This window comes from Ruegeria sp. K5, from assembly GCF_056531805.1.
Genome location: NZ_JBQFML010000017.1, coordinates 14779 through 26371, shown reverse-complemented (window position 1 = coordinate 26371; position 11593 = coordinate 14779). Strand labels below are relative to the sequence as shown.

Annotated in this window: 20 protein-coding genes; 1 reads left to right on the top strand and 19 read right to left on the bottom strand. The window is 57.8% G+C overall.

Translation table 11 applies throughout. The features are described from left to right. Positions 1-104 precede the first annotated feature (104 nt). The 8 genes from ACR0MO_RS21010 to ACR0MO_RS20975 form a co-directional block, all read right to left on the bottom strand. Positions 105-1121: a DNA-directed RNA polymerase subunit alpha gene (locus ACR0MO_RS21010; protein WP_170377644.1), complete on the bottom strand. Its 1017-nt coding sequence runs from the start codon at positions 1119-1121 to the stop codon at positions 105-107. 115 nt (positions 1122-1236) lie between these two features. Next, entirely contained in the window at positions 1237-1626 is a 390-nt protein-coding gene (gene rpsK / locus ACR0MO_RS21005; RefSeq protein ID WP_008757289.1) for a 30S ribosomal protein S11, read from the bottom strand. A gap of 15 nt (positions 1627-1641) precedes the next feature. After that, positions 1642-2010, bottom strand: coding sequence for a 30S ribosomal protein S13 (rpsM, locus tag ACR0MO_RS21000; RefSeq protein ID WP_170456119.1), 369 nt, complete (start codon positions 2008-2010; stop codon positions 1642-1644). A gap of 221 nt (positions 2011-2231) precedes the next feature. Further along, positions 2232-2816, bottom strand: a complete 585-nt coding sequence (locus ACR0MO_RS20995; RefSeq protein ID WP_480627260.1) for a DUF4760 domain-containing protein — start codon at positions 2814-2816, stop codon at positions 2232-2234. Between the two features lie 104 nt (positions 2817-2920). Beyond that, positions 2921-3568: an adenylate kinase gene (locus ACR0MO_RS20990; RefSeq protein WP_480627261.1), complete on the bottom strand. Its 648-nt coding sequence runs from the start codon at positions 3566-3568 to the stop codon at positions 2921-2923. Then, positions 3565-4929 (bottom strand): preprotein translocase subunit SecY, encoded by a 1365-nt coding sequence (gene secY, locus ACR0MO_RS20985; RefSeq protein ID WP_170456125.1) that lies wholly within the window; start codon positions 4927-4929, stop codon positions 3565-3567. The genes ACR0MO_RS20990 and secY overlap by 4 nt, the downstream gene beginning before the upstream one ends. 109 nt (positions 4930-5038) lie before the next feature. After that, the gene (rplO, locus tag ACR0MO_RS20980; protein WP_170456127.1) at positions 5039-5512 is read right to left on the bottom strand and encodes a 50S ribosomal protein L15; all 474 of its coding nucleotides are present in this window, start codon (positions 5510-5512) and stop codon (positions 5039-5041) included. Between the two features lie 203 nt (positions 5513-5715). After that, positions 5716-5931: a DUF1127 domain-containing protein gene (locus ACR0MO_RS20975; RefSeq protein ID WP_170456129.1), complete on the bottom strand. Its 216-nt coding sequence runs from the start codon at positions 5929-5931 to the stop codon at positions 5716-5718. Between the two features lie 267 nt (positions 5932-6198). On the opposite strand from ACR0MO_RS20975, the gene ACR0MO_RS20970 reads away from it, so the two are divergent. Continuing rightward, positions 6199-7143: a homocysteine S-methyltransferase family protein gene (locus ACR0MO_RS20970; RefSeq protein ID WP_480893153.1), complete on the top strand. Its 945-nt coding sequence runs from the start codon at positions 6199-6201 to the stop codon at positions 7141-7143. Positions 7144-7221: 78 nt separating this feature from the next. On the opposite strand, the gene rpmD is transcribed toward ACR0MO_RS20970, so the two are convergent. From rpmD to rpmC, 11 genes are all read right to left on the bottom strand, one after another. Continuing rightward, on the bottom strand, positions 7222-7410 hold the full coding sequence (rpmD, locus tag ACR0MO_RS20965) for a 50S ribosomal protein L30 (protein WP_170456133.1): 189 nt from the start codon (positions 7408-7410) through the stop codon (positions 7222-7224). A 13-nt stretch (positions 7411-7423) separates the two neighbouring features. Beyond that, on the bottom strand, positions 7424-7987 hold the full coding sequence (gene rpsE / locus ACR0MO_RS20960) for a 30S ribosomal protein S5 (RefSeq protein WP_170356677.1): 564 nt from the start codon (positions 7985-7987) through the stop codon (positions 7424-7426). Between the two features lie 183 nt (positions 7988-8170). Continuing rightward, positions 8171-8530 carry a 50S ribosomal protein L18 gene (rplR, locus tag ACR0MO_RS20955; protein WP_039523386.1) on the bottom strand — a complete coding sequence of 120 codons (360 nt, stop codon included), beginning with the start codon at positions 8528-8530 and terminating at the stop codon, positions 8171-8173. A gap of 11 nt (positions 8531-8541) precedes the next feature. Next, positions 8542-9075, bottom strand: a complete 534-nt coding sequence (gene rplF, locus ACR0MO_RS20950; protein WP_170456135.1) for a 50S ribosomal protein L6 — start codon at positions 9073-9075, stop codon at positions 8542-8544. A gap of 11 nt (positions 9076-9086) precedes the next feature. Beyond that, positions 9087-9479, bottom strand: coding sequence for a 30S ribosomal protein S8 (gene rpsH, locus ACR0MO_RS20945; RefSeq protein WP_068340741.1), 393 nt, complete (start codon positions 9477-9479; stop codon positions 9087-9089). 13 nt (positions 9480-9492) lie between these two features. Continuing rightward, complete coding sequence (gene rpsN / locus ACR0MO_RS20940; protein ID WP_480893151.1) at positions 9493-9798, bottom strand: 30S ribosomal protein S14; 306 nt, start codon at positions 9796-9798, stop codon at positions 9493-9495. Positions 9799-9817: 19 nt separating this feature from the next. Then, complete coding sequence (rplE, locus tag ACR0MO_RS20935) at positions 9818-10378, bottom strand: 50S ribosomal protein L5 (protein ID WP_170524974.1); 561 nt, start codon at positions 10376-10378, stop codon at positions 9818-9820. Then, a complete protein-coding gene (rplX, locus tag ACR0MO_RS20930; protein ID WP_170456139.1) occupies positions 10371-10682 on the bottom strand; it encodes a 50S ribosomal protein L24 in 312 nt (103 codons plus the stop codon). The genes rplE and rplX overlap by 8 nt, the downstream gene beginning before the upstream one ends. Before the next feature lie 2 nt (positions 10683-10684). After that, a complete protein-coding gene (gene rplN / locus ACR0MO_RS20925; RefSeq protein WP_008757934.1) occupies positions 10685-11053 on the bottom strand; it encodes a 50S ribosomal protein L14 in 369 nt (122 codons plus the stop codon). Positions 11054-11129: 76 nt separating this feature from the next. Next, positions 11130-11360 (bottom strand): 30S ribosomal protein S17, encoded by a 231-nt coding sequence (gene rpsQ / locus ACR0MO_RS20920; RefSeq protein ID WP_068340771.1) that lies wholly within the window; start codon positions 11358-11360, stop codon positions 11130-11132. 4 nt (positions 11361-11364) lie between these two features. Beyond that, positions 11365-11571, bottom strand: coding sequence for a 50S ribosomal protein L29 (gene rpmC / locus ACR0MO_RS20915; RefSeq protein ID WP_010437082.1), 207 nt, complete (start codon positions 11569-11571; stop codon positions 11365-11367). Positions 11572-11593: the final 22 nt, after the last annotated feature.

The window sequence follows — 11593 nt, the reverse complement described above, 5'->3', positions numbered from 1 at the left end:
ACTTGTTTCCCCCGGTGGTCCGGGCTTTTGTTGTTGCTTGTGCCGGCCTGAAGCCCGCCCTACGGGTTGGACCGAAGTAGGCCGGGCTTCAGCCCGGCACCACTTCAGAACGCGTCTTCGAATTTCTTCGCCAGATCTTCGATGTTGTCGGGCGGCCAGTCCTCGACATCCATGCCAAGGTGCAGACCCATGCCGGACAGCACTTCCTTGATCTCGTTCAGCGATTTGCGGCCGAAGTTCGGGGTGCGCAGCATCTCGGCTTCGGTCTTCTGGATCAGGTCGCCGATATAGACGATGTTGTCGTTCTTCAGGCAGTTTGCCGAACGGACCGACAGTTCCAGTTCGTCCACTTTCTTCAGCAGAAGCGGATTGAACTCCAGACCGTCATCCTCGTCCTGGCGGCCGGCCGATTCCGGCTCGTCGAAGTTGACGAAGATCGACAACTGGTCCTGCAGGATGCGCGCAGCATAGGCCAGCGCGTCCTCGGGCGTGATCGACCCGTCGGTTTCGATCTTCAGGGTCAGCTTGTCATAGTCCAGAACCTGACCTTCACGGGTCGGCTGAACGTCATAGGCGACCTTCTTGACCGGAGAATAGATCGCGTCGATCGGGATCAGGCCAATGGGCGCGTCTTCGGGCTTGTTCTTCTCAGCCGAAACGTAACCCTTGCCTGTGTTGACGGTCAGTTCCATGAAGAGATCGGCGCCATCGTCCAGGTGGCAGATGACGTGGTCGCGGTTCAGAACCTCGATGCCGGCGCTTTCGCTGATGTCGCCAGCGGTGACAACGGCGGGGCCTTTGGCATTGATCGACAGGCGCTTGGGGCCTTCGACTTCCATGCGCAGCGACACGCCTTTGAGGTTCAGGATGATGTCGGTGACGTCCTCACGCACGCCCGCAACCGAGGAGAACTCGTGCAGGACGTTGTCGATCTGAACGCTGGTGATGGCCGCGCCTTGCAGCGAGCTCATCAAAACGCGGCGCAGGGCGTTGCCCAAGGTCAGACCAAAGCCACGCTCCAGCGGTTCAGCAACCAGGGTTGCCTGACGTGCAGGGTCGTTGCCCGGCTTGCCGTCCAGCTGGGTCGGCTTGATCAATTCTGCCCAATTCTTGTGGATCATGTAATCCCTCCATTCCTGTCCGCGCCCCATGACCAACAAGGTGCAGACGCCCGAGGTTCAAAATGACGTGCTGGGGCCGTGCAAAAACACTGGCCCCAGCTCAATTCAAAATCGCTTAGACGCGGCGACGCTTCGGCGGGCGGCAGCCGTTGTGAGCAATCGGTGTCACGTCGCGGATCGACGTGATGTTGAAGCCCACGGCAGCCAGCGCGCGCAGAGCCGATTCACGACCCGAACCGGGGCCCTGAACTTCGACTTCCAGCGTCTTGACGCCATGTTCCTGCGCCTTCTTGCCTGCATCTTCAGCAGCCATCTGAGCGGCGTAGGGGGTCGATTTCCGCGATCCCTTGAAGCCCATGGTACCGGCAGACGACCACGAAATGGCGTTGCCCTGTACGTCCGAGATCAGGATCTTGGTGTTGTTGAAGGTCGAGTTCACATGGGCGACGCCCGATGCGATGTTCTTCCGCTCTTTGCGCTTAACGCGAGTCTTATCACGTGCCATCAGTCAGACCCTCCCTTATTTCTTCTTACCAGCGATGGCCTTTGCGGGGCCTTTGCGGGTACGAGCGTTGGTGTGGGTGCGCTGACCGCGAACCGGCAGGTTGCGGCGGTGACGCAGACCGCGATAGCAGCCCAGGTCCATCAGGCGCTTGACGTTCATCTGAACTTCACGACGCAGATCACCTTCAACGGTGTAGTTTTCGTCGATGTATTCGCGGATTTTCAGAACTTCGGCGTCGGACAGTTCGTTGACGCGACGGGTCGCTTCAATGCCTACAGCTTCGCAGATCGCTTTGGCCGAGGTGTTGCCGATTCCGGTGATATATGTGAGGGCGATAGGTACCCGCTTGGCAGTCGGGATGTTTACGCCGGCAATACGTGCCACGTGTCACTTTCCTTTTTGTTGCGGTTCCGTAACTCCGGAACCTTTTTTCACAACACTTGATCTTGGCAGTGACGCCAGAGGATCCAGCATTATTTCGAGGTAGTAGCGCGCGCGACGAATCTCGCACGCACGGGTGATTCCCAAAGGGATGTGGGTCGATATGGGCTTTTGGGCCTGACGTCAATACTCCAACCGGAGCTTTGGCCCCGGCCACTGACAATTTATAGCAAACCCTCTGCTTTCATTTCGGCTTCCCACTCCGCGGCCAGCCCTTCAAACTCACTGAACGCGCTGTTGGCAGGCACGTCTGCCCCGCTGTCCGGCGTCGGCTTCCGGATGTGGTCCACCAGGGGTTTTGCAGCCAACCAATCCCTGACAAACGTCGAGCGCATGTACTTTTTATAGTAGTCGGCGTCGAGAATCCCGGCCTTTATCCCACTGGCAATCAGCTCGTAGTGGTTGAGCATCTCAAGCACAAGGCGGCGTTGTTTCTGCAGCACAGCATTGCTGGGGCTGAACAGCGCCGACAACCCGTTTTCGTCCTGCCGCGCATCCCTGAACGCGACATACCGTTCCTGATAGTATTCCGTGGATTCCGAACGCTCGATCAGGTTCAAAGTCGCCAGCCTGCGGGCAGTTGTCTGGTTTGCCCTGATTGTGGCGCGCGCCATGAAAAAAGCGATGAGGGCCGAGGTCAAAATGGCCGCCGGCCCACCAAAATAGCGTATTAACCACTCAATCCCGGACTCAGAAGCCACGCAAACCAGTATTTGCGTGGCTTCGACCATTTCTGCAGTGCAGTTCATCGGGGATCGTTAATCCCTGTAACCTTCGCGAAAGACAAGCATACAAGCCTCCTGACATGCACGTATTACGCGTGCTTTGCTAACAAAAAGATAAGACCTTACGATTAGTTGTCAAGAACACCGGCAATTGCGCCCTGAACTTCGGCGATCTCGCCCAGCCCGTTGACCTTGGTCAACGCACCTTTGGCATAGTAGTAGCCGATCAGCGGCGAGGTCTTTTTGTAGTATTCCATCAGACGGGTCTTGAGGCTTTCCTCATTGTCGTCGGCGCGGCGCTTGAAGTCGTTTTCCTTGCCGCAGTTGGTGCATTTTCCATCTGCAGGAATCGGTTTGGTGATGTCGTTATAGACTTCACCGCATCCGCCACAGGTCGACCGGGCCGTGATGCGCTGGACCAGCGCGGTATCGTCGACTTCCATCTCGATCACCGCGTCCAGGCTGTTGCCGGTGCTGTCCAGCAATTCACCCAGCGCGTCCGACTGCGCCAGCGTGCGCGGGAAACCGTCAAAGATGAAACCACCCTCGGCGCCCTGCTCCAGCTTTTCGCGGATCAGGCCGATGACGATCTCATCGGTGACCAACTCACCCTTGGCCATGACCTCGGCCACGCGGTTGCCCATTTCGGTGCCGCTGTCCTTGGCCTCGCGCAGCATGTCGCCGGTGCTCAGCTGGACCATGCCGCGTGTTTCGACCAGGTGACGCGCCTGCGTCCCTTTACCGGCCCCCGGGGGGCCAAGAAGAATGATGTTCATCGACGAGCCGGTCCCTTCCTGCCGCGTTTCTTGCTTTTGCCGCGCAGTTGGGACTTTTCGATCAGCCCTTCGTATTGATGCGCCAGCAAATGGCTCTGAACCTGCTGGATCGTGTCCATGGTTACAGAGACGATAATCAGAACCGAGGTGCCGCCGAAGTAGAACGGGATGGCAAACTGGCCCCGAAGGATTTCAGGCAACAGACAGACCGCCGCCAGATAGGCCGAGCCCAGAACCAGCACGCGGTTAACCACGTATTCCAGATATTCGGCGGTTTTCTTGCCCGGACGGATACCGGGGACAAAGCCGTTCTGCTTTTTCAGATTGTCCGCCACATCATCCGGTTTGAACGACACGTTGAACGTGTAGAAATAGGCGAAGAACACGATCATCGACGCAAAGAACAGCAGATACAGCGGCTGTCCGGGGCCAAAGTTGGCCAGCATCCAGGACATGATCGGACCGTTGGCCGCCCCCGACGAGAAGGTCGAGATCGTCACCGGCAGCAGCAGCAGCGAGCTGGCAAAGATCGCCGGGATCACGCCCGCTGGGTTGACCTTGACTGGCAGGTGGCTGGATCCACCCTCATAGACTTTCATACCGGCCTGACGACGCGGGTATTGGATGTGGATCTTGCGCAGCGCGCGCTCCATGAAGACCACAAAGGTAATCACGGCGATGACCATGACGATCACACCAACGATCACTGCGGGGCTGATCGCACCGCTGCGGCCCGAGGCAAAGAACTGCGCCAGCGCAGCCGGAACCTCTGCAATGATGCCGACGAAGATGATCAGGGAAATCCCGTTGCCGATGCCGCGCGCGGTGATCTGCTCACCCAGCCACATCAGGAACATGGTGCCGCCAACCAGAGTGATCATGGTCGAAAAGCGGAAATACAGCCCCGGATCGGTCGCCAGATCGCCCGATTCCAGCGACACGGCCAGACCATAGGCCTGAACGGTAGCAAGCGCCACGGTGCCGAAACGGGTGTACTGGTTGATCTTTTTGCGCCCCTGCTCGCCCTCTTTCTTGAGCTGTTCGAGCGCGGGAACCATAGATGTCAGCAGCTGCACGATGATCGAGGCCGAGATATAAGGCATGATGCCGAGGGCAAAGATACCCATCCGACCCAGCGCCCCGCCGGTGAACATCGAAACCATGCCGCCGATGCCCTGCCCCGCCTGTTCCATGAACTCGCGCAGCGCCTGTCCGTCAATCCCCGGCACCGGAATGAAGGTGCCCAGACGATAGACGATCAGCAAACCCAGCGTGAACAGGATGCGGTTGCGCAGATCGGTGGCTTTGCCAAGGGCAGCCCAGCTTGTATTGGCTGCCATTTGTTCTGCTGCTGATACCATAAATCGGTCTCTCTTATGCAAACGCCGCCCGGAACCGTTTTCCGGCTCGGACGGCGTCTAGGAAAACTGTGAGGTCTATGTAAGCGGGTCTGGGCCCGCTCACAAGCGCTTACTCTGCCGCAGCAGCTTTTGTGACCTTAAGTGAGCCGCCCGCTTTCTCGACCGCTTCGACAGCGGCTTTCGATGCACCGGTGACTTCCAGGTTCACCTTGGCGCTGATTTCGCCTTTGGCCAGAACGCGGATGCCGTCCAGCTTGCGACGAACCAGACCGGAAGCAACCAGCGCGTCTTCGGTGATCGCAGCTTTGGCGTCCAGCTTGCCGGCATCGACGAATTTCTGGATCAGGCCCAGGTTGATAACAGCGAATTCCTTGCGGTTCGGCTTGTTGAAGCCACGCTTGGGCAGGCGCTGGTACAGCGGCATCTGGCCGCCTTCGTAGCCGTTGATGGCCACACCCGAACGGGATTTCTGGCCTTTGATACCACGGCCACCCATTTTACCTTTGCCGGAACCCGGACCGCGGCCAACGCGGGTGCGTTTCGGTGCGGCGCCAGGATTGTCGCGCAATTCGTTCAGTTTCATTTCGCTTCTCCTTAGCCGGATGTGACCCCCGAAGCGTGATGGGCCAACCACGGCGTTTCTTGGTTTTGATTCTCGTGGACGGAAATCCACCGGAGCGCTCTACAGCGTTGTGCCTTCAGTTGCAAGGTTTGTTGTCGATTGCCGCCAAAAAGCAAAAGTGGCGCCCGAACGGCGCCTCTTTCACTGTGAGTGGTGGGGTATTTTTACGAGCAATATGCATGCTCACGCGCGATATCCGCGATATCGCAGCGACGGACGCCGATGTCGTCCAGTTCGCGGTTGCTCAGACGCTGCAGCTCGGAATAGGTGCGCTGGTATTCCGCCGCACGGGCACGGGCTGCCTTGAAGCGCTCAACCAAGGTTGCAACGCGGGCGCTGAAGTTGAATCCGGTGTTCGAAAAAGTAGCTGTGTTTGCCATATCTCATTTCCTTTCTGTATTGGGGCGTATTCCCCAATGTTCGCTTGTTTGTTCCTTACTTGGACAAGGCTCAGATAGGCGTGGCTGGTAACGCTAACAACGGAAGTTTCGGTCTAGCCGGTATGCGTTTCGGGAATGGCACGACCAAGCGCCAATTGATCGAAACCTTCTGGCCCGGCAAACCAGAATTGGCCCGATTGCTTCTCACGTTTCGAAAAAAATGGTAGTCTTGCGCAGATGTCAGCGCAGGATGCAGGGTGCGAAATCATGTCATTGGATCTTCTAACCAAGGGGGAAAAGTACTTTCTTCTATACACGGGAACCGGCACCGATCTGATATTCGACCGAGGCGTCGAGCTGCCGGGCTTTGCGTCATTTCCCCTGCTCGAGCATCCGGACACACGCGCAATTCTGGCTGACCAGATGGTCGAACTGGCGCAACTTGCGGGGGAACTGGGCCTGGGATGCATTCTGGACGCGCCCACCTGGATGGCAAACGCCGATCGCGCAGCCCCCTTGGGATATGACAAAGATCGACTGGATGCGGTCAATCGGGATGCAGTGTCCTTGATGGATGAAATCCGTCGGTCAGCCGGTCGTGACGACATTCTGGTATCCGCCTGCATCGGACCTCGTTACGATCCATATGCTGATATTCCCGCCATGCCAGAAGATGAAGCCTGCGCGTATCACACTGCTCAGCTGGCCACACTGAAAGAAACCAGCGTTGACCTCGTCACCGCCTACACGTTCAACCGTCCCTCCGAGGCGATTGGGTGCATTCTTGCAGCGCGGCGTCTGAATCTGCCTATCGTGATGTCATTGGTTGTGGAAACCGACGGTCGGCTGGCCAGCGGCCTGAGTCTTGCCGAAGCGATAGACCAAATAGATGAAGCGACAGATGCGTCAGCGCTGTTCCATATGGTCAACTGCGCTCATCCGTCCCATTTCGCGAGTGCCATGGACAATCACCCCCGGTTGAAAGGGGTCGTTGCCAATGCCTCAAGCTGCTCGCACGCCGAACTCGACGAGGCCGAGTATCTTGACGAAGGCAACCCGTGGCAACTGGGACGGGAAATTGCCCAAATCGTGAAAGAAAACCCGTCTGTGCATGTATTCGGCGGGTGCTGTGGGACAGATATGCGACACCTGCGTCGTATGGGTTCGGAAGTGAACGCTGACGTGATTTCGAGGAAGGAAACGAGACTTTAGGCTCGTCAAATCGAAACCCTCAAACGAAAAACACCCCCGAAAGTTCCGGGGGTGTTTTCACTTGAAGTTCAATCGCGCTTAGTCGCGCTCTTCGATGATCTCAACCAGATGCGGGATCTTGTTGACCATGCCGCGGACCGAAGGCGTATCCTCTAGCTCGCGTGTGCGGTGCATCTTGTTCAGGCCCAGACCGATCAGGGTTGCGCGCTGTTCGGCGGGGCGGCGGATCGGGGAACCGATCTGCTTGACGACGATGGTTTTTGCCATTGCTCGCTACTCCTTACGCTTCGGCTTCAGCCGGTGCTTCGTCCCGCTTGGGCAGGATGTCGGCAACTTTTTTACCACGACGTGCGGCAACCGAACGCGGGCTCTGCTCTTTCTGCAGGCCGTTGATGGTGGCGCGGATCATGTTGTACGGGTTCTGCGAGCCCAGCGACTTGGACACAACGTCCTTGACGCCCAGCATTTCGAACACGGCACGCATCGGACCACCGGCGATGATACCGGTACCTTCAGGCGCGGTGCGCATAACCACTTTACCGGCGCCGTGACGGCCTTCGATGTCGTGGTGCAGAGTCCGACCTTCGCGCAGTTGCACGCGGATCATCTGACGCTTGGCTTGTTCGGTCGCCTTGCGGATGGCTTCAGGTACTTCTTTCGCTTTACCCTTGCCAAAGCCGACGCGGCCTTTCTGATCGCCAACAACCACCAGAGCGGCGAAGCCAAAGCGCTTACCACCTTTTACGGTTTTCGACACGCGGTTGATTGCGACCAGACGATCGGCAAATTCCGGTGCTTCTTCACGGTCGCGGCCACGGCCCCGACGGTTTTCACGTTCTGCCATTTGGCATCCCTTTTCTCATGTGGCGCTTGTCGCGCCAGTTTTCTCAATCGAAGTGAGCCACGAAAGAAATCCAGGCCCCCCGATCATCGAGGCGGGCGGACCCGCCTACAAAGCAAGATGGGTGCAAGCACCCATCCTACGGTTCTTTGTCGTGTAGGATGGGTGCTTGCACCCATCGCCACATCAGATCTTCAGACCACCTTCACGCGCGGCGTCGGCAACTGCCTTCACCTTGCCGTGGAACAGGAAGCCACCACGATCGAAATAGGCCTCTTCGACGCCTGCCTTCTTGGCACGCTCGGCGATGGCCGCGCCCACTTTGGTGGCCGCTTCGACGTTGTTCTTGCCAACTACACCCAGATCTTTTTCCAGGGTCGAGGCCGAAGCCAGGGTCACGCCACGAACGTCGTCGATCAGCTGGACGCTGATATTCTTGTTCGAACGGTGAACCGACAGGCGTACACGGCCGGCGTTGACTTTGCGAAGTTTGTTCCGAACGCGCAGGCGGCGCTTCAGAAACAGGGTTCTTTTGCTGTTTGCCATTGTCTGCGTCCTTACTTCTTCTTGCCTTCCTTGCGGAAGATGAACTCGCCCTTATAGCGGATGCCCTTGCCTTTATACGGCTCGGGGCGGCGCCATTCGCGGATTTTGGCCGCGACTTCGCCCACCTGCTGCTGGTCGATACCTTCCACAACGATCTCGGTCTGCTTCGGCGCGGTGATGGTGACACCTTCCGGAGCAGTGAAATCAACATCGTGGCTGTAGCCCAGGTTCAGCTTCAGGGTGTTGCCCTGCATCTGCGCCCGGTAACCAACACCCTGGATCTCCAGCTCTTTTTTGAAGCCAGTCGTCACACCGGTTACCAGATTGGCAACCATGGTGCGGCTCATGCCCCACTGCTGGCGGGCACGCTTGGACATGCCACGGGGGTCGATCTTGACCACGTTGTCTTCAACCGACAGCGTAACGTCGTCGGTGGCGGTGAAGCTGCGGGTGCCTTTCGGACCCTTCACTTCGATGGTCTGACCTGACACAGAGGCGGTTACGCCGCTGGGCAGCTCGACCGGTTTTTTACCAATACGAGACATTGCAGACCTCCTTAGAAGACGGTGCAGAGCACTTCGCCGCCAACATTGTTGGAGCGAGCGTTTGCGTCCGACATCACACCTTTCGGAGTGCTGACAATCGACACGCCCAGACCCTGACGGACCTGCGGGATGTCATTGACGCCCATATAGACGCGACGGCCGGGCTTCGAGACCCGCTTGAGTTCGCGAATGACAGGGGTGCCTTCGTAGTATTTCAGGCTGATTTCGATGGCCGGATGACCGTTTTCACCGGTCGTCTTTTCATAGCCACGGATGTAGCCTTCGTCCGCCAGCACATCCAGAACCCAACCGCGCAGCTTGGAAGCCGGGGTGGAAACGGTGGACTTGCCGCGCATTTGCGCGTTGCGGATACGGGTGAGCATATCGCCGATAGGATCATTCATATCTATGTCTCCCTTACCAGCTCGATTTCACCATGCCGGGGATCTGACCAGCAGAACCCAGCTCGCGCAGCGCGATACGGCTGACCTTCAGCTTACGGTAGTAAGCGTGGGGACGACCGGTCAGCTGACAGCGGTTGTGCAGACGGGTAGCCGAGCTGTTGCGCGGCAGTTTCGCCAGTTTCAGACGCGCTTTGAAACGCTCTTCCATCGGGCGGCTCTCGTCATTCGCGATTTCTTTCAGCTCGGCACGCTTTGCGGCAAATTTGGCCACCAGGCGTTCGCGCTTCTTCTCGCGTTCGATCATTGCTTTTTTAGCCATGTCTCAATCCTCCCGGCGCTTACGCGTTGAACGGCATGTTGAAAGCTTTCAACAGTGCCTTAGCTTCAGCGTCGGTTTTCGCTGTGGTGGCAATTACGATATCCAGGCCCCAGACCTCGTCGACCTTGTCGAAGTCGATTTCCGGGAACACGATGTGCTCTTTCATGCCCATGGCAAAGTTGCCCTGACCATCGAAAGACGGCTTCACACCGCGGAAGTCACGAACGCGCGGCAGCGCGATTGTGATCAGACGATCCAGGAATTCGTACATCCGGTCACCGCGCAGGGTCACTTTCGCGCCCAGCGGCATGTCTTCCCGGACGCGGAAACCCGCGATCGACTTCTTCGCCTTGGTTGAAACGGCCTGTTGACCAGCGATTGCAGTCAGATCCTCGACAGCAGCTTTCGCTTTCTTCGAGTCTTTGACCGCCTCAGCACCACAACCGATGTTCAGAACGATCTTGTCCAGCTTGGGCAGCTGCATGTCGTTCTTGTAGCCGAACTCTTCTTTCAGAGCGGCACGGATGGTTTCAACGTACTGAGCTTTCAGACGCGGGGTGTAGGTTGCGGAATCAAGCATCGATCACGTCCCCTGTGGTCTTGGCGAAGCGCACCTTCTTGTCACCTTCCATGCGGAAGCCAACGCGGGTTGCTTTGCCGTTCTTGTCCAGCAGCGCCAGGTTCGACAGCTCGATCGGGTTTGCCTGAGGCAGGCGACCACCTTGCGAGTTCTGCGACTGACGGGTGTGGCGGATGGCGATGTTGATGCCATCGACAACAGCTTTACCGGCTTTGGGGTCAACCGAGGAAATGGTTCCCTCTTTGCCCTTGTCCTTGCCGGCCAGCACGACGACCTTGTCGCCTTTGCGGAGTTTAGCAGCCATGATTACAGCACCTCCGGAGCCAGCGAGATGATTTTCATGAAGTTCTTGCCGCGCAGTTCGCGAACAACGGGGCCAAAGATACGGGTACCTACGGGCTCGTTGTTGTTGTTCAGGATGACGGCGGCGTTGCGATCGAAACGGATCGCGGTGCCGTCTTCGCGACGGACTTCCTTGGCGGTGCGTACGACGACGGCCTTGCGGACGTCACCTTTCTTTACGCGGCCGCGCGGGATGGCTTCCTTCACCGAGACGACAATGATGTCGCCAACGGAGGCGTATTTACGCTTGGAACCACCCAGGACCTTGATGCACTGAACTCGGCGTGCGCCGGAGTTGTCAGCGACATCCAGATTGGTCTGCATCTGGATCATGTGGTTTCTCCCGACCTGTGGGGGCTGGTCTTGTTAGATCCCCCAGGGTTTCGACAAATGGGAAAATCCCGGAGGCTTACGCCTCCAGCACTTCCCAACGTTTCGTCTTCGACTTCGGTGCGCATTCGATGATGCGAACGGTGTCACCGACCTTGAAGGCGTTCTTTTCATCGTGAGCCCGGTATTTCTTGGACTTACGGATGGTTTTCTTCAGAACCGGATGCGTAAAGCGGCGCTCGACGGATACGGTTACGGTCTGTTCGTTGGCGTCGCTGGTCACGGTGCCTTGCAGGATACGCTTGGGCATCTGATTACTCCTCGGATGCCGCGGCAGCGGCCTTTTCGTTCAGAATGGTTTTGACACGGGCAGCATTGCGGCGGGCCGCTTTGATACCGGCTGTGTTTTCCAGCTGACCGGTTGCCTGTTGAAAGCGCAGGTTAAAGCTTTCTTTCTTCAGGTTGGCCAGTTCCTCGCGGAGCTGGTCCGGGGTCTTGTCACGCAGTTCTTGGGCGTTCATCGCCTTTTTCCTTTGCTCAAAA